Source organism: Pseudomonas paraeruginosa (genome assembly GCF_003025345.2).
In the GTDB taxonomy this organism is placed as follows: Bacteria; Pseudomonadota; Gammaproteobacteria; order Pseudomonadales; family Pseudomonadaceae; genus Pseudomonas; species Pseudomonas paraeruginosa.
In genome coordinates, this window is sequence record NZ_CP020560.1 from 3,711,476 (window position 1) to 3,727,086 (window position 15,611).

Consider the following 15,611-nt stretch of genomic DNA (forward strand, 5'->3'; position numbering starts at 1 on the left):
TGCGCCATGACCATCCAGGAACCACGAACAATATCGCCATCAGCCAGCGTCGCTCTTGCGCCCGATCCAGGCGTACTGCTGGCATTTCTCCTCGCCCAGGCGCTGGCGTCGACGGTGGCTGGCGAAGGTATCCCCGGAGCAGTAGGTACAGAAGGTGCTGGCCTCGATCTGTGCCGGATCGACGCCAGCGGCCCGGAACAACTGGCGACAGAACATCGCCAGGTCGAACCAGGCGCCCCGCCCCGCCTGTCTTGGCTCGGGCGGGTCGAACCGGGGCGCCCTTTCGGGAAGCGGGCGAGAATGGCTCCAGGGCCGCTGCGCGTCGATCCAGAGTCCGCCGTGACGCACCTGCAACGCCTCGGTGAAGTCGGAACCCACCTCGTAGCAGCAGGCCCTGATACCGGGACCGATGGCGACCCGGAGGTCCGCGCTGGCCACACCCCGGGCGTTGAAGCGGGCCACCGCCGCGCCGACGATGCCGGCGACCAGGCCTTGCCAGCCACCATGCAGGGCCGCGACCAGGCGCCCATCGGCGCTGCTCATGAGGATCGGCAGGCAGTCCGCGGTCACCACCGCGACCGCCAGCGGTCCCTCGCTGAACACGCCATCGGCGGCATGCCGTCCCGACTCCTCCAGCGAACGCGCCTCGACGATGCCGGCGCCATGCACCTGCCGGCACCGGAACACCCGCTCGGAAAGCGCCTCGCCCGCCGGCAGGAAGGCATGGTCGATGGTGTCGATCGACTTGAGGATCCGGGCCTGGACGGACATGCGACGCCTCGCTGCGGAAGGTTGGGCCTCGACCATAGCGCAATGAGCGTCACCTTCCCACCTACAGCGCTCACGCGATGCCGCGCAGGTCCAGGCCACTGCGATCGCGGGCCATCAGCGCCGCCAGCGCGGCATGACCCAGGGGCCGGTCGGACAGGGAGCGGATGCTCAGGTTATGCCCGGTGGACCACTCGAACAGCAGGCGCTTCTCCCGGCAGTCGAGTTCCCCCACCAGCAGGAAGCGTTCGACCTTGCCACTGCGCCCAAGCATCGCCAGGGTGCTCTTGCAGGCCGGGTCGAGACGGAAACCGTCATGGAGAAAGTAGTCGTATGGAAAACCCTGATCCAGCGAGCGGCGCAGCTCCTGCTGGTCCAGGCACAGGCTCAGGTGGAAATAGCCGCAGCAGTTGAACAGCGCTCCGTACCTGAGCAGACGGCCGGGGTTGGCGCACAGCACCATGGCGCGCCGGGGTATTGCAGGCATCCGTGTGGCCTCCTGGAAACGTGCTCATTGACCGGCATCGATTCTAGGAAGCGGGTGGCGCACAATTAATAGGATTTTTCCTCTAAATGCCTACCTGTGATCCGAAGCTGCCCCTGCCAGTTCCTGCAGGAGCCGCTCGAGGTGCCGCCGCAGCGCCTCGCGCAGCTCCACCGGCTGCCTGATCTCGAACCCGAAGGGCAGGCCGCACAGGCGGCGGGCGAACCAGTCCAGGTCGTCGGTGCGGGCACGCAACAGCGTGGCGCCGTCCTCCTCCTCCGAAAGCAGGCCGAGCGGCTCGCCGAACGCCGTTATGACCCGCTCCGGATCGGCCCGCAGGATGATTTCCAGGGGATAGGCACGTGGCACCCGGGCGAGGCTTTCCCGCAGATGGCGAAGGGTATCGAAGTCCGCCGGACGCTCGAAGCGCTCCGCCAGCAGGCGCAGGCGGTCCAGCCGGTCGAGGCGGAACGAGCGCAGCTCCTGGCGCAGATGGCAGAAACCGCTCACGTACCAGCAACCATTGCGATAGGCCAGGCCATAGGGATCGAGCTGGCGGAAAGTCGCGCCAGCCTGCGGTCCCTGGTAACGGAACTCGACCCGCGAGCGGGTCTGGGCAGCCTCGGCCAGGGTTGCCAGCGCCGACACGCTGGCGACCCCGCGGCTGCGGGCGATGTCCAGGCTGGCCGTTTCGCTGAGCGCGCCCAGGCGCCGTCGCAAGGCGTCGGGCATCACCCGGCGCAGCTTGGCCTGGGCGCTTTCCAGGGCGAGTTCGCTCTCCCCCAGGCCGAGGCCGCGCACCGCCAGCAAGCCGAGGGAGACGGCCAGGGTTTCTTCGGCACTGAACATCAACGGTGGCAGCTTGAAACCCGCCACCAGCCGGTAGCCGCCATGGCGTCCGCGCTCGCTGGCGATCGGGATGCCCAGTTCTTCCAGGGCGACGATGTAGCGCCGCAGAGTCCGGCCATCCACCTCCAGGCGTCGGGCCAGCTCGCTGCCGCTGAGCTGGCCATGGCTCTGCAGCAGTTCGAGCAGGGCGAGCACGCGCACGGTGGGCCTGGACATTTTTTTCTTCCGTCGAATAAATCAGGACCGAATATAGCCTATATAGCCCCTACCCTGTGTTCAGGACGGTCGCGATACGCGCCGTGCGTTACCTGAACGGAGATGGAAAATGGAACCTGTACTGTTTTATGGCGTACCCCACGGCTGCTCCTTTGGTTCGATCGTCGCCCTCGAATGGCTGGGGCGACCCTACCGCCTGTGCCGGATCGAGATGCCGGTGGATGCCGAAGAGCGCACCTACGTGCGCCTGAACCCGGCGCGACAGACACCGGCGCTGCTGCTGGAGGACGGCCGCGTACTCAACGAGAGCCTGGCGATTCTCCAGCACCTGGCGGCGCGCGACCTGTGCAGGAAGCTGGGCTATCCGCAGGGCAGCGCCGAGTTCGACGAGTTGAACTTCGTCCTCGCCCTGCTGCATACCGAATGCCATTCGGCCTGGGGCGCGCTGTTCTACCTCGCCGGCGCCGGGCAGACCGCCCAGGCCGGCGCGCTGGCTCGCGCCGCGCGGGCCTACGGGCGGGTCGAAAGCCTGCTCGGCGAACGCAAGTGGCTGGCCGGCGAAGGACCGAGCGTCGCCGACGCCTACCTGGCCGGTACCGCGCGCTGGGGCCGGGAACTGGGCTACTTCGACCTGGCAAGCGACTTCCCGCGGCTGCACCGGCACCTGGAGAAACTGGAGCAGGACCCCGCCGTACGCTTCGCCCATGCCATCGAGGACGGGCTGCCTGCGCAAAGCAGCGGAGAGTTCAGGGGTGAGGTTGCGCTGGAAGACGTGGCGAGCCGGCTGCTCGCCTGAAACGGCGCGATGAAGGCCGGATGGCCTTCACTTGTCCCTGGCTTCGTGCAGGCGCGCCACCAGTTCGGCTTCGGCCTGCGAGAGACCGCAGGCCTGGGTCAGGTCCTCGGCGCTGGCGCCTAGCCCGACCAGGCGCGCGGCCTGGCTGAACGACAGCGTGGTGGGATCGCGCTGCTCCAGGCGGGCGACCCGGTCGGGCAGCGGCGCCAGCTGCTTGCCCAGGTCCTGCAAGGCCTCGCCCATGCGGATGTTGACCTGCTGGTAGGACTCGATGCGCTTGCTCAACTCCTTGAGACGCCTGTCGCGGGCGACGCCCTGTTCCGCCTGCTGCGCCAGCAGGGCTTCCAGCCGGCGCAGCTCGCGGCGCAACCACAGGCACGCCGCCGCCAGGCCGAGGCAGGCGACGGCCGCCAGTGCCAGCGCGACGATCTCCATCTCAGCGAGCCCTCGTAGCGATCGGACGCATCAGATGCTGCCCAGCTCCGACCACTCTTCCTCGGTCATCATCTTGTCCAGCTCGACCAGGATCAGCAGTTCGCCGTTCTTGTTGCAGACGCCCTGGATGAACTTGGCCGATTCCTCGTTGCCGACGTTCGGCGCGGTCTCGATCTCCGACTGCTTCAGGTAGACCACCTCGGCGACGCTGTCGACCAGGATGCCGACCACCTGCTTGTCCGCCTCGATGATCACGATCCGGGTGTTGTCGCTGATCGGCGCCGGGTCCAGGCCGAAGCGCTGGCGGGTGTCGATCACCGTGACCACGTTGCCGCGCAGGTTGATGATACCCAGCACGTAGCTCGGCGCCCCCGGCACCGGGGCGATTTCGGTGTAGCGCAGCACCTCCTGGACCTGCATCACGTTGATGCCGTAGCTCTCGTTGTCCAGGCGGAAGGTGACCCACTGCAGGATCGGATCTTCGGCACTTTGCGCGGTGGCTTTGCTCATTCCCCTAACCTCTCGAAACCCGCCGCAACCGGCGGAAACTGTCTATCAACGGTCGCCATGCAGGCGCTTGACGGCGCCGCTGGCGATCAGCTCGGCGAGCGCCGCCACGTCCAGCAGCGCGCACATGTGTTCGATGACCGTACCGGCCAGCCAGGGTCTCTGGCTGCGCTGGCTGCGCCATTTCACCTCGGCCGGGTCGAGGCGGATCGAGCGGCTCACCTGGTGCACCGCCAGACCCCATTCGTAGCCCTGGACCGAGATAACGTACTTGAGGCCGTCGCGATAATCGTCGCGGTAGCGTTCGGGCATCACCCAGCGCGCGGTGTCCAGCACCTTCAGGTTACCCGCCTGCGACGGCAGGATGCCGAGGAACCAGTCGGGCTGGCCGAACAGCGGGGTCAGCTCCTGGTTCTCCAGCGGATAGATCGAACCCAGGCACACCAGCGGCACCGCCAGGGTCAGCCCGGCGACGTCGAACAGCAGGCACTCGAAGGGTTCCGCCGCCCAGGCCGGACGGCCGTCGTCGAGCAACGGCAGATCGAGCAACGGCGTTTCGCCCATGCTCGCCGGGGCGTTCGGCACGCGCAGCTCGATGATTTCGTGGTTGCCGGTCTCGACCGGCAGCCCGTCTGCCGGGGCCGGCACCTCGCGCAGCGCTACCGGTGGCGCCAGGCGCGCATCGCGGACCTGCTCCTCGAGCACCGCGGCCTCGAATTCGTCGAAATGCTCATCGATCGCCGCTGTCACCGTCTGGTCCGCCGGGATCGGCGCCTCGACCGGGACGACCGGAACGGCAAGCGGCGTCACCGGTGCCGGCGCGAGCGCGAGCGGCGCCTCGACGGGCGTTTCCAGTTCTTCGAAAGTGGCCTCCTGGAGCAGCGCGTCCAGGTAGGACTGCAAGGCCAGTTGCGAACGGGTGGCGGTAGCGGCGCTCATGTGGGTATTCCGCGACAAGGGTCTACAACGGTTATCGGCCGCACCCCGGTGCGGCTTGAATGCGCCTGTCGGCGCGCTCGCCGGCGCGTCATCAGGCCACCCGGGTGGCCGGCTGCTGCGCCAGCAGGTGCTTGAGCAGGGCGCGATAGGCGATCACCCCGCGGCTCTTGCCGTCATGCTGCGACGGCGTGACACCCGCCCGGCTGGCATCGCGCAGGCGGGTATCGATGGGAATGAATGCCTGCCACAGGTTGTCCGGGTAGTTCTCGTTGAGTATCCGCAGGGTACTCAAGGATGCCTGCGTCCGCCGGTCGAACAGGGTCGGCACGATGGTATAGGGCAACGCCTGCTTGCGCGACCGGTTGATCATCGCCAGGGTGTTGACCATCCGCTCCAGCCCCTTCACCGCGAGGAACTCTGTCTGCACCGGGATCACCAGGTGCTGGCTGGCGGCCAGCGCGTTGACCATCAGCACGCCGAGCAGCGGCGGGCTGTCGATGATCGCGTGGTCGAAGTCCTGCCAGAGCTGCGCCAGGCTCTTCGAGACCACCAGGCCGAGCCCGCTCTTGCCTGGCGACTGGCGTTCCAGGGTCGCCAGCGCGGTGCTCGAGGGCAGCAGCGAGATGCGTTCGCTGCTGGTGCTGCGCAGCAGCGAGGCCGGCAGCCCCTCGGGAACGTTGCCCTGGTGCAGGAACAGGTCGAAGGCGCTGTGCTCGAGGGTGTCCGGGTCATAGCCGAAATAGCTGGTCATCGAGCCGTGGGGGTCCAGGTCGACCACGACCACGCGCTTGCCGGCATCCGCCAGCAGGCCGGCCAGGGCGATGGACGAGGTGGTCTTGCCGACCCCTCCTTTCTGATTGGCGACTGCCCAGACTTTCATTGCTCTACTCTTCCTGGCATGGGACTACCCGGTTGGGGCCGCGCTACTGGCCGGTTCGGCCCCGGCGCCCGGACGGAAACCACGTTTCGCCCACTCATGGCGAAGGCGACGGGGAATTGACGGTTGCCGGCGCGGGCGCCGGCGTACCGCCAGTATTTGCAGCTTGCGTGCCAGCCGCCGAACCCGCATGGCGCAACGCCGAATCCGGCTGCGCCTTGCCGCTGCCGACACCGCTGACGCTGCGCCGCACCTCCAGGTTGCGCGAGATCACCAGCACCACCCGGCGGTTCTTCGCCCGTCCAGCGGCGCTGGCGTTATCCGCCACCGGCTGGAATTCACCATAGCCCACCGCGGCCATCCGCGACGGTTCGACGCCATCGTTGCCGAGCAGGCGGACGATGCTCGCCGCCCGCGCCGCCGACAGCTCCCAGTTGGTGGGATAGCGCTGGCTGTGGATCGGTACATCGTCGGTAAAGCCCTCGACATGGATGGGGTTCTTGTAGGGCGCCAGGATCTTGGCGACCTTCTCGACGATACCGAACGCCGCATCGTTGGGCAGTGCGTCGCCGCTGGGGAACAGCAGGCTGGAGTTGAGGGTGATCTCGATCCACAGTTCGTTGCCGCGCACGCTCAACTGGTCGGAGGCGATCAGGTCGCCGAAGGCGCCGCGCACGCTGTCGGCGATCTGCTGCAGCGAATCGGCGCTGGCCGCGTTGTCGCTGGGCTGCTCCTCGACGCTGGTACGTTCCGGTTCGGTGGTGCGCGGGCGTTCCTCGCCGATGGGGATCGGCTTCAGCGAGCGATCGGGCTGGTTGAACACCCCGGTGAGGGTTTCCGAGAGGATCTTGTATTTGCCCTCGTTGATCGAGGAAATCGAGTACATCACCACGAAGAAGGCGAACAGCAGGGTGATGAAGTCGGCATAGGAAACCAGCCAGCGTTCGTGGTTCTCGTGTTCTTCATGGTGGCGACGGCGACGCGGCATGATCGGCTCCGCTCAGTCCATGAAGCCTTGCAGCTTCAGCTCGATGGAGCGCGGGTTCTCGCCCTCGGCGATGGACAGCAGGCCCTCCAGGAGCATTTCGCGGTAGCGCGACTGGCGCAGGACCAGGGTCTTCAGCTTGTTGCCGATCGGCAACAGCAGCAGGTTGGCGAAGCCGACGCCATAGATGGTGGCGACGAAGGCCACGGCGATGCCGCTACCCAGTTGCGCCGGGTTGGCCAGGTTGCCCATCACGTGGATCAGGCCCATCACCGCGCCGATGATGCCGATGGTCGGCGCATAGCCGCCCATGCTCTCGAACACCTTGGCGGCCTGCAGGTCGCGGCCCTCCTGGGTGAACAGATCGACTTCGAGGATGCTGCGGATGACCTCCGGCTCGGCGCCGTCCACCAGCAATTGCAGGCCCTTGCGCGCGTAGGGATCGGCCTCGGCATCGGCGATGCTTTCCAGGCCCAGCAGGCCTTCCTTGCGCGCGGTCATGCTCCAGGCGACGATCCGGTCGATGCCGCCGGCGAGATCCTCGCGCGGCGGGAAGAACACCCAGCCGAGCATGCCCAGGCCGCGCTTGAGCACGTTCACCGGGGTCTGCAGCAACGCCGCGGCAAGGGTGCCGCCGATCACGATCAGCGCCGCCGGCCCGTTCAGCAGGGCGCCGGCATGGCCACCCTCGAGGAAGTTGCCGCCGACGATGGCGACGAACGCCAGGATGATCCCGACCAGGCTGAGCACATCCATCAGCGCGCCCCTCCGGGCTGGCGGGAGCGTTCGCTGTTCGGCATGCGGCTGGCCATCGACGGCATTCTCTTCATTCCCCTATCCACGCCTTACTGGCACGCCTCGACCAGGTGCCGGCCGATGTCATCGAGGCTGTACACCGCGTCGGCCAGGTTGGCCTTGACCACGGCCATCGGCATCCCGTAGATCACGCAGCTGGCCTCGTCCTGCGCCCACACCTGGCTGCCGCCCTGCTTGAGCAGGCGCGCGCCCTCGCGGCCGTCGGCGCCCATGCCGGTGAGGACCACCGCCAGCACCTTGTCGTTGTAGGCCTTGGCCGCCGAACCGAAGGTCACGTCGACACAGGGCTTGTAGTTCAGGCGCTCATCGCCGGGCAGGATGCGCACCGTGCCGCGACCGTCGATCATCATCTGCTTGCCGCCCGGCGCCAGCAGGGCCAGGCCGGGGCGCAGGACATCGCCGTCCTCGGCCTCCTTGACGTTGATCCGGCAGAGCTTGTCGAGGCGCTCGGCAAAGGCCCTGGTGAAGGCCGCCGGCATGTGCTGGACCAGCACCAGCGGCGCCGGGAAATTGGCTGGCAACTGGGTCAGCACGCGCTGCAGGGCGACCGGCCCGCCGGTGGAAGTGCCGATCGCCACCAGGCGGTAGGCCTTGCGCTTCGGCGCGGCGGAGCCCGCCGATGCGGCTGCCGGTGCCGAGCCCGCGGTCCGGGCGCTCGTCCCGAGGCCGGCGGAGGCGCTCGGCGCATGGCTGGCCGCCGGGCTCGACGGCAACGGCGGCAGGCTGATCGAGCGGCGGTTGCTGCGGGCGATGGTCAGGACCTTCTCGCAAAGCAGTTGGCGAACCTTGTCGGGGTTGCGCGAGATGTCCTCGAAATTCTTCGGCAGGTAGTCCACCGCCCCGGCGTCCAGCGCGTCCAGCGTCACCCGCGCGCCCTCGTGGGTCAGCGAGGAGAACATCAGGACCGGGGTCGGGCAGCGCTGCATGATGTTGCGCACCGCGGTGATGCCGTCCATCAGCGGCATCTCGTAATCCATGGTGATCACATCGGGTTTCAGGGCCAGCGCCTGCTCGATGGCCTCGCGGCCATTGGTGGCGGTGCCGACCACCTGGATCTGCCCATCGGCCGAGAGAATCTCCGAGACACGGCGGCGGAAGAACCCCGAATCGTCCACCACCAGGACTTTGACTGCCATAGCTACTCCTCAGAAGGCGACGCTCCCGCGTCGCCGGAAATCCATACGCGGCGTCAGATACGCCGTGCGTAACGCTTGAGCATGCTCGGCACATCGAGGATCAGCGCGATGCGCCCGTCCCCGGTGATCGTGGCGCCCGCCATGCCGGGGGTGCCCTGCAACATCTTGCCGAGTGGCTTGATCACCACTTCTTCTTGTCCTACCAACTGGTCGACGACGAACCCGATACGCTGGGTGCCGACCGACAGGATCACCACATGTCCCTCGCCCTGCTCCTCGTGGGCCGCGCTCGGCACCAGCCAGCGCTTGAGGTAGAACAGCGGCAGCGCCTTGTCGCGGACGATCACCACTTCCTGGCCATCCACCACGTTGGTGCGCGACAGGTCGAGATGGAAGATCTCGTTGACGTTGACCAGCGGGAAGGCGAACGCCTGGCTGCCCAGCATCACCATAAGGGTAGGCATGATCGCCAAGGTCAGCGGCACCTTGATGACGATCTTCGAGCCGGATCCCTTTTGCGAGAACACGTTGACCGTGCCGTTGAGCTGGGAAATCTTGGTCTTCACCACGTCCATGCCGACGCCGCGGCCGGACACGTCGGAAATCTCGGTCTTGGTCGAGAAACCCGGGGCGAAGATCAGGTTGTAGCATTCCAGGTCGGTCAGGCGGTCCGCCGCATCGCGCTCCAGCAGGCCCTTCTCCACCGCCTTGTTGCGCAGCACCTCGGCGTCCATGCCCTTGCCGTCGTCGGTGATCATCAGGAGGATGTGATCGCCCTCCTGCTCCGCCGACAGCACCACCTGGCCGACCCGCGGCTTGCCGGCGGCCTCGCGCTCCTCCGGGCTCTCGATGCCGTGGTCGACGGCGTTGCGCACCAGGTGCACCAGCGGGTCGGCCAGGGCCTCGACCAGGTTCTTGTCGAGGTCGGTCTCCTCGCCCACCAGTTCCAGATTGATCTCTTTCTTCATGTTCCGCGCCAGGTCGCGGACCAGGCGCGGGAAGCGGCCGAAGACCTTCTTGATCGGCTGCATGCGGGTCTTCATCACCGACATCTGCAGGTCGCCGGTGACCACGTCGAGGTTGGCCACGGCCTTGGCCATGGCTTCGTCGCCGCTGTTCAGGCCCAGGCGTACCAGGCGATTGCGCACCAGCACCAGCTCGCCGACCATGTTCATGATCTCGTCGAGGCGCGCGGTATCCACGCGCACGGTGGTCTCCGCTTCGCTGGCCGCCGGCCGCTCGCTCGCCGCCGGCCTGGGCGCGGCGGCCTTGGCGGGCGTCGCCGGTTTCGCCGCGGGACTCTTCGCCGCGATGTTCTTGACTACCGCGGCGGCGGCCGCGACAGCTTCGGAAGCGCCATTGAACTTGCCCTTGCCGTGCAGCTCGTCGAGCAGCGCCTCGAATTCGTCTTCGCTGATATCCTCGCCAGTCGCGGCGGCTGGCGCCGTGCCCGCTCCTGCCGTCTCGGCGGGAGCGCTGGCGGGGGGTGTCGCGACGGGCCCAGCCGCAGCTTCCGGTGCCTCGCCGAACTTGCCCTTGCCATGCAGTTCGTCGAGCAGCGCTTCGAACTCATCGTCGCTGATGTCATCGCCGCCAGCCGCGGCGGCTGCCACGGGCTCCGCCGGGGCCTGCTCCGGCGCGGCGGATGCCGCCGGCGGAACGAACTTGCCCTTGCCATGCAACTGGTCGAGCAGTGCCTCGAACTCGGCGTCGCTGATCTCGTCGCCGCCCGGCGCCTCGACGGCTGCTTCGGCGGGCGCCGCCTGCACCTCGCCACCCTGGAGGGCGTCGAGCAACTGTTCGAACTCGTCGTCGGTGATATCGCTGGAGCCGGCCTGCGCACTTGCCGGCGCCGGTTCGGGTTCGGGCTCCGGTTCCGCGACAGCCGGCGCTTGCGCGGGCGCAGCGCCCTCAGGTTCGGCCAGGCGCGCCAGCGCCGCCAGCAGTTCGGGGGTGGCGGGAGTCGGCTCGGACTGCTCGCGCACCTGGTCGAACATCGCGTTGACCGTGTCCAGCGCCTGCAGCACCACGTCCATCAGTTCGGAGCTGACGCGCCGCTCGCCCTTGCGCAGGATGTCGAAGACGTTTTCCGCGATGTGGCAGCATTCCACCAGCGCGTTCAGCTGGAGGAAGCCGGCACCGCCCTTGACCGTATGGAACCCGCGGAAAATGGCATTGAGCAGGTCCATGTCGTCCGGCCGGCTCTCCAGCTCGACCAGTTGTTCGGACAATTGCTCGAGAATCTCGCCGGCCTCAACCAGGAAGTCCTGGAGGATTTCTTCATCGGCGTCGAAGCTCATTCGGCTGCTCCCAGAGACGTGTTACTCGAAAGGGTCGGCAAGACCGCGGTCCTGCCGGAAATACCGGTCCGCGCCTTGCGGACCGACCTTCGTCCGCGCCGGGATCACCGGCATGACGAAGGCTGTGCCGGCGTCCCGTCGACGCCAGCGTTCAATGCATACTTAACGGCAGCTACGCCGCAGTCTTGAGCCGGGCGGGTCAGAAACCCAGGCTGGACAGCAGATCGTCCACGTCGTCCTGCCCGGACACCACGTCTTCGCGCTTGCTCGCGGCGACCTGCGGCCCTTCGCCCTTGGCCGAGCGCTCCAGCGCGGCCTGGTGGCGCATGCTCACGTGGTCGTGCTCGATGCCGGCGTAGCGGTCCACCTGCCCGGCCATCCAGACCAGCTTCACCAGGTTGCTCTCGACCTCGGTGACCAGCTTGGTGACGCGCTTGATCACCTGGCCGGTCAGGTCCTGGTAATCCTGAGCCAGCAGGATGTCGTTGAGCTGGGAAGACAACTGCCCGGCGTGCTCGCCGCTACGCACGAGGAACTGATCGATGCGCTTGGCCAGCTCGCGGAAACCGTCGGCGTCGATTTCCCGGCGCATGAAGCGTTGCCAGTCCTGCTGCAGTGCCCGTGCATCGTCACCCATCTGGTTGACCAGCGGGGCGCTCTGCTCCACGAGGTCCATGGTCCGGTTGGCGGCCTTCTCGGTCATCTCCACCACGTAGGAAAGACGATCGGTGGCGTCGGCGATCTGCGACATTTCCTGCGCGTGCGGGGAATGCGGGTCGATCTGGAAATCGACGATGGCGTTGTGCAGTTCGCGGGTCAGCTTGCCCACTTCCTGGTACAGACCGCGGTCCCTGGCCTGGCTGAGCTCCTGGATCAGTTGCACCGCCTGCTGGAAATGTCCCCGTTCGAGGCAGTCCACCAGTTCGCGCGCGTGTTTTTTCAGGGTCGATTCGAATTCATCGCCCGTGGAATCGTTACCAAGCACCATGACACCCTCTTGGCCGGCTTCAGCCGTTGACCCGCTCGAAAATCTTCTCGATCTTTTCCTTCAGGACCTGGGCGGTGAAGGGTTTGACCACATAGCCGTTGACCCCGGCCTGGGCCGCTTCGATGATCTGGTCGCGCTTGGCCTCGGCGGTGACCATGAGTACCGGCAGGTGCTTGAGGCGCTCGTCGGCGCGCACCGCGCGAAGCAGGTCGATGCCGGTCATGCCCGGCATGTTCCAGTCGGTGACGAGGAAATCGAAGTTGCCGCTGTGCAGCATCGGCAGCGCCGTGGTGCCGTCGTCGGCCTCGGCGGTATTGGTGAAGCCCAAGTCCCGCAAGAGGTTCTTGATGATGCGTCTCATCGTGGAAAAGTCGTCCACGATGAGAATTTTCATGTTCTTGTCCAAGTAGACCTCCGTACAGACCAGGACGCGTCCCAGCGGGACGCGCCATACATTCTTTTGCGTTAACGTTTACAAGCCGCGGTCGAGGCCGCTTCAGGCCGACCGCCAATCCGCCAGGCGCGCGCGCAACCGCGCGGCGCACTGGCTGTGCAACTGGCTGACCCGCGATTCGCTGACGCCCAGCACCTCGCCGATCTCCTTGAGATTGAGCTCCTCGTCGTAATACAACGCCAGGACCAGGCGCTCGCGTTCCGGCAGCTTGGCGATGGCATCCGCCAGGGCCGCCTGGAAACGTTCGTCGAGCAGGCCGTGGATCGGCTCGTTGTGACTGAGGCTGGTATCTTCGGGCAATCCATGTTCGCCGTCCTGCAACAGGTCGTCGAAGCTGTACAGGCGGCTGCCCTGCGTGTCGCTGAGGATGCCGTAGTAATCTTCGAGGCTCAATTGGAGTTCGGCAGCAACCTCGTGATCTTTAGCGTCGCGGCCGGTTCTCGCCTCGATCGCGCGGATCGCGTCGGTCACCATGCGGGTGTTGCGGTGCACCGAGCGCGGCGCCCAGTCGCCCTTGCGGACTTCGTCGAGCATGGCGCCGCGGATGCGGATGCCGGCATAGGTCTCGAAGCTGGCGCCCTTGCCGGCATCGTATTTCTTCGCTGCCTCGAGCAGGCCGATCATGCCGGCCTGCATGAGGTCCTCCACCTGCACGCTGGCCGGCAGGCGGCCGAGCAGGTGGTAGGCGATGCGCTTGACCAGTGGTGCGTAACGCTGGATCAGTTGCTCCTGGGAGTTCTGCGCTTGCGCCTTGCTGTACATACGCACTCCAGAGGCCGCTGTCATACGGCCGAGCCTGTCGCGGGATGTTGGACCAGTCGTTCGACGAAGAACTCCAGGTGCCCGCGCGGGTTGGCCGGCAGCGGCCAGCTGTCGACCTTCTGCGCGACCGCCTTGAAGGCCAGTGACGCCTTCGAGCGGGGGAATGCCTCGTATACGGCTCGCTGTTTCTGCACGGCCTTGCGTACCGACTCGTCGTAGGGGATGACACCTACATACTGTAGTGCGACGTCGAGGAAACGGTCCGTGACCTTGGTCAGTTTGGCGAACAGGTTGCGCCCTTCCTGCGGACTGTGGGCCATGTTCGCCAGGACCCGGAAGCGGGTCATGCCGTGGTCGCGGTTGAGCAGCTTGATCAGGGCGTAGGCATCGGTGATCGAGGTCGGCTCGTCGCAGACCACCAGCAGCACCTCCTGCGCCGCGCGGACGAAGCTGACCACCGAATCGCCGATCCCGGCGGCGGTGTCCACCACCAGCACGTCGAGGTTGTCGCTGATATCGCTGAACGCCTGGATCAGGCCGGCGTGCTGCATGGGCGAGAGATGCACCATGCTCTGCGTGCCGGAGGCCGCGGGAACGATACGCACGCCGCCGGGACCGAGCAGGAGGACGTCGCGCAGCTCGCAGCGTCCTTCGATCACGTCGGCGAGGGTGCGCTTGGGCGTGAGCCCCAGCAGGACGTCGACGTTGGCCAGGCCGAGGTCGGCATCCAGCAGCATGACGCGACGACCGAGATCGGCCAGAGCCAGTGCCAGGTTCACCGACACATTGGTCTTGCCGACGCCGCCCTTGCCGCCAGTTACTGCGATCACCTGTACGGGATGCATGCTACCCATCTGCTTCATACCTTGTGTTGTCGTCTTCCCGGGAAACCCTTCCAGGGTCTTCCGGTATTGGCGGGGCCGATGCACCATCGGTCCCGGCCCGGCGGAAGCCACCTTCGCTTCCGTCACCCGCGCCACGCGCGGCACTCACCGATCTCAGCCGACACGCCGCGCCGGTTGCTGATAGAGCCCGGCGAACATCTCGGCCATGGCGTCCTCGCTGGGTTCTTCCGGCGCCTGCAGGCTGACCGCCCGGCTGACCAGCTGGTGGCTGCGCGCCACCTGCAGATCGTCCGGAATCCGCGGCCCGTCCGCCAGATAGGCTACCGGGAGTCGCTGGGCGATAGCCAGCGCCATCGATTCACCGAGGCTGCCCGCCTCGTCCAGCTTAGTCATGATGCAGCCCGCCAGCCCGCAGTGCCGATAGGTCTGGTAGGCCGACCTGAGCACCTGGCTCTGGCTGGTGGTGGCCATCACCAGGTAATTCTTCACGTTCAGGCTCGGCGACGCCAGGGCCTCGAGCTGCATGCGCAGGGCCGGATCGCTGGCCGGCAGGCCGGCGGTGTCGATCAGCAGCATGCGCTTGCGCGCCAGCGGCGCCAGGGCCTGGATCAGCGACTGGCCGGGGTCGACCAGGGTCACCGGCACGTTGAGGATCCGCCCGAGGGTCTTGATCTGCTCCTGGGCGCCGATCCGGTAGCTGTCCATGCTCACCAGCGCCAGACTCTGCGCGCCGTACTTGAGGACGTAGCGCGCGGCCATCTTCGCCAGTGTGGTGGTCTTGCCGGCACCGGCCGGGCCGACCAGGGCCAGCACGCCACCGGCGTCGAGCGGGTCCTGGTCCGGCGTCGGCACGGCGCGCGACAGGTGTGCCAGGAGCATGCGCCAGGCCTGGCGGGTATCGCCCACCGCGGCGACTCGCTCCAGCAGCGGCTTGCTCAGCTCCGCCGGCAGGCCCATGCGTTGCAGGCGGCGCCAAAGATTGGCCTGCTGCGGGCGCTGATGCTGCAACTGGCCCCAGGCGATCGAACCCAGCTGCACCTCGATCAGTTCGCGCAGGCCGTTCAGCTCGAAGCGCATCGCCTCCAGGGTCTGTCCGCCCGCCGCGGCCTTGGCCTGCGGCGCCGCCATGGACTCGGCGAGGGTCGGCCGCGCCGGCTTCTGCTCGGCGAACAATTGACGATCCTTGCGCTGGCTTTCCGCCGGCCGGGCCGTCAATTCGGCGCGTGCCTCGGCGATCCGCGCCTGGGTCTTGCGCAGTTCCACTTCCAGCGCCGGATTGGGCTTGCTCGGCGCCGGCGGGGCCTGGTAATCCAGCGCCGCGGTCAGCTCGATGCCGCCGGCGACCCGGCGGTTGCCGAGGATCGCGGCGTCCGGACCCAGTTCGTCGCGGACCAGTTTCATGGCCTGACGCATATCGGCGGCGAAGAAGCGTTTGACTTGCATTGCCCGAACCC

General features: G+C 67.1%; 17 protein-coding genes. 1 reads left to right on the forward strand and 16 read right to left on the reverse strand.

Annotation, left to right across the window (positions count from 1 at the left end; genetic code table 11):
- Positions 1-39: 39 nt before the first annotated feature.
- The 3 genes from B7D75_RS17540 to B7D75_RS17550 all read right to left on the reverse strand — a co-directional run bounded on the left by B7D75_RS17540 (position 40) and on the right by B7D75_RS17550 (position 2,317).
- The gene (locus B7D75_RS17540) at positions 40-771 is read right to left on the reverse strand and encodes a polyphenol oxidase family protein (RefSeq protein ID WP_107114262.1); all 732 of its coding nucleotides are present in this window, start codon (positions 769-771) and stop codon (positions 40-42) included.
- Between the two features lie 70 nt (positions 772-841).
- A complete protein-coding gene (locus tag B7D75_RS17545) occupies positions 842-1,255 on the reverse strand; it encodes a hypothetical protein (RefSeq protein ID WP_012076398.1) in 414 nt (137 codons plus the stop codon).
- A gap of 90 nt (positions 1,256-1,345) precedes the next feature.
- Positions 1,346-2,317, reverse strand: coding sequence for a helix-turn-helix transcriptional regulator (locus tag B7D75_RS17550; RefSeq protein ID WP_034083068.1), 972 nt, complete (start codon positions 2,315-2,317; stop codon positions 1,346-1,348).
- A 109-nt stretch (positions 2,318-2,426) separates the two neighbouring features.
- Here B7D75_RS17550 and B7D75_RS17555 point away from each other — a divergent pair, with 109 nt between their 5' ends.
- On the forward strand, positions 2,427-3,113 hold the full coding sequence (locus tag B7D75_RS17555; RefSeq protein WP_034083070.1) for a glutathione S-transferase family protein: 687 nt from the start codon (positions 2,427-2,429) through the stop codon (positions 3,111-3,113).
- Positions 3,114-3,140: 27 nt separating this feature from the next.
- On the opposite strand, the gene B7D75_RS17560 is transcribed toward B7D75_RS17555, so the two are convergent.
- The 13 genes from B7D75_RS17560 to flhF all read right to left on the reverse strand — a co-directional run bounded on the left by B7D75_RS17560 (position 3,141) and on the right by flhF (position 15,600).
- Positions 3,141-3,548 (reverse strand): DUF2802 domain-containing protein, encoded by a 408-nt coding sequence (locus tag B7D75_RS17560; protein WP_034083072.1) that lies wholly within the window; start codon positions 3,546-3,548, stop codon positions 3,141-3,143.
- A 30-nt stretch (positions 3,549-3,578) separates the two neighbouring features.
- Positions 3,579-4,058 carry a chemotaxis protein CheW gene (locus tag B7D75_RS17565; RefSeq protein ID WP_003153723.1) on the reverse strand — a complete coding sequence of 160 codons (480 nt, stop codon included), beginning with the start codon at positions 4,056-4,058 and terminating at the stop codon, positions 3,579-3,581.
- A 45-nt stretch (positions 4,059-4,103) separates the two neighbouring features.
- Positions 4,104-4,994, reverse strand: coding sequence for a CheW domain-containing protein (locus B7D75_RS17570; protein WP_012076401.1), 891 nt, complete (start codon positions 4,992-4,994; stop codon positions 4,104-4,106).
- 91 nt (positions 4,995-5,085) lie between these two features.
- Positions 5,086-5,874 (reverse strand): ParA family protein, encoded by a 789-nt coding sequence (locus B7D75_RS17575; RefSeq protein ID WP_012076402.1) that lies wholly within the window; start codon positions 5,872-5,874, stop codon positions 5,086-5,088.
- Between the two features lie 94 nt (positions 5,875-5,968).
- Positions 5,969-6,859, reverse strand: coding sequence for a flagellar motor protein MotD (motD, locus tag B7D75_RS17580; protein WP_034083073.1), 891 nt, complete (start codon positions 6,857-6,859; stop codon positions 5,969-5,971).
- Positions 6,860-6,871: 12 nt separating this feature from the next.
- Positions 6,872-7,612 carry a flagellar motor protein gene (locus B7D75_RS17585; protein ID WP_003153718.1) on the reverse strand — a complete coding sequence of 247 codons (741 nt, stop codon included), beginning with the start codon at positions 7,610-7,612 and terminating at the stop codon, positions 6,872-6,874.
- Positions 7,613-7,701: 89 nt separating this feature from the next.
- The gene (locus B7D75_RS17590; RefSeq protein WP_012076403.1) at positions 7,702-8,808 is read right to left on the reverse strand and encodes a protein-glutamate methylesterase/protein-glutamine glutaminase; all 1,107 of its coding nucleotides are present in this window, start codon (positions 8,806-8,808) and stop codon (positions 7,702-7,704) included.
- Positions 8,809-8,861: 53 nt separating this feature from the next.
- Positions 8,862-11,108 (reverse strand): chemotaxis protein CheA, encoded by a 2,247-nt coding sequence (locus B7D75_RS17595; protein WP_107114263.1) that lies wholly within the window; start codon positions 11,106-11,108, stop codon positions 8,862-8,864.
- A gap of 199 nt (positions 11,109-11,307) precedes the next feature.
- Complete coding sequence (locus B7D75_RS17600; protein ID WP_003155640.1) at positions 11,308-12,096, reverse strand: protein phosphatase CheZ; 789 nt, start codon at positions 12,094-12,096, stop codon at positions 11,308-11,310.
- Between the two features lie 19 nt (positions 12,097-12,115).
- The gene (locus tag B7D75_RS17605) at positions 12,116-12,490 is read right to left on the reverse strand and encodes a chemotaxis response regulator CheY (protein WP_003083073.1); all 375 of its coding nucleotides are present in this window, start codon (positions 12,488-12,490) and stop codon (positions 12,116-12,118) included.
- A gap of 102 nt (positions 12,491-12,592) precedes the next feature.
- A complete protein-coding gene (fliA, locus tag B7D75_RS17610) occupies positions 12,593-13,336 on the reverse strand; it encodes an RNA polymerase sigma factor FliA (protein WP_003083070.1) in 744 nt (247 codons plus the stop codon).
- A complete protein-coding gene (gene fleN, locus B7D75_RS17615; RefSeq protein ID WP_003083064.1) occupies positions 13,333-14,175 on the reverse strand; it encodes a flagellar synthesis regulator FleN in 843 nt (280 codons plus the stop codon). Before fleN ends, fliA begins: the two co-directional genes overlap by 4 nt.
- A 135-nt stretch (positions 14,176-14,310) precedes the next feature.
- The gene (gene flhF, locus B7D75_RS17620; RefSeq protein ID WP_012076406.1) at positions 14,311-15,600 is read right to left on the reverse strand and encodes a flagellar biosynthesis protein FlhF; all 1,290 of its coding nucleotides are present in this window, start codon (positions 15,598-15,600) and stop codon (positions 14,311-14,313) included.
- Positions 15,601-15,611: the final 11 nt, after the last annotated feature.

Excerpts from the sequence above, each read along its gene's own strand:
- B7D75_RS17555 (WP_034083070.1), top strand. The coding sequence starts at position 2,427 with ATGGAACCTGTACTGTTTTATGGCGTACCCCACGGCTGCTCCTTTGGT.
- B7D75_RS17550 (WP_034083068.1), bottom strand. The coding sequence starts at position 2,317 with ATGTCCAGGCCCACCGTGCGCGTGCTCGCCCTGCTCGAACTGCTGCAG.
- fleN (WP_003083064.1), bottom strand. The coding sequence starts at position 14,175 with ATGAAGCAGATGGGTAGCATGCATCCCGTACAGGTGATCGCAGTAACT.
- B7D75_RS17570 (WP_012076401.1), bottom strand. The coding sequence starts at position 4,994 with ATGAGCGCCGCTACCGCCACCCGTTCGCAACTGGCCTTGCAGTCCTAC.
- B7D75_RS17575 (WP_012076402.1), bottom strand. The coding sequence starts at position 5,874 with ATGAAAGTCTGGGCAGTCGCCAATCAGAAAGGAGGGGTCGGCAAGACC.
- B7D75_RS17600 (WP_003155640.1), bottom strand. The coding sequence starts at position 12,096 with ATGGTGCTTGGTAACGATTCCACGGGCGATGAATTCGAATCGACCCTG.
- B7D75_RS17585 (WP_003153718.1), bottom strand. The coding sequence starts at position 7,612 with ATGGATGTGCTCAGCCTGGTCGGGATCATCCTGGCGTTCGTCGCCATC.
- motD (WP_034083073.1), bottom strand. The coding sequence starts at position 6,859 with ATGCCGCGTCGCCGTCGCCACCATGAAGAACACGAGAACCACGAACGC.
- B7D75_RS17560 (WP_034083072.1), bottom strand. The coding sequence starts at position 3,548 with ATGGAGATCGTCGCGCTGGCACTGGCGGCCGTCGCCTGCCTCGGCCTG.
- B7D75_RS17590 (WP_012076403.1), bottom strand. The coding sequence starts at position 8,808 with ATGGCAGTCAAAGTCCTGGTGGTGGACGATTCGGGGTTCTTCCGCCGC.
- B7D75_RS17545 (WP_012076398.1), bottom strand. The coding sequence starts at position 1,255 with ATGCCTGCAATACCCCGGCGCGCCATGGTGCTGTGCGCCAACCCCGGC.
- flhF (WP_012076406.1), bottom strand. The coding sequence starts at position 15,600 with ATGCAAGTCAAACGCTTCTTCGCCGCCGATATGCGTCAGGCCATGAAA.
- B7D75_RS17540 (WP_107114262.1), bottom strand. The coding sequence starts at position 771 with ATGTCCGTCCAGGCCCGGATCCTCAAGTCGATCGACACCATCGACCAT.
- B7D75_RS17565 (WP_003153723.1), bottom strand. The coding sequence starts at position 4,058 with ATGAGCAAAGCCACCGCGCAAAGTGCCGAAGATCCGATCCTGCAGTGG.
- B7D75_RS17605 (WP_003083073.1), bottom strand. The coding sequence starts at position 12,490 with ATGAAAATTCTCATCGTGGACGACTTTTCCACGATGAGACGCATCATC.
- B7D75_RS17595 (WP_107114263.1), bottom strand. The coding sequence starts at position 11,108 with ATGAGCTTCGACGCCGATGAAGAAATCCTCCAGGACTTCCTGGTTGAG.
- fliA (WP_003083070.1), bottom strand. The coding sequence starts at position 13,336 with ATGACAGCGGCCTCTGGAGTGCGTATGTACAGCAAGGCGCAAGCGCAG.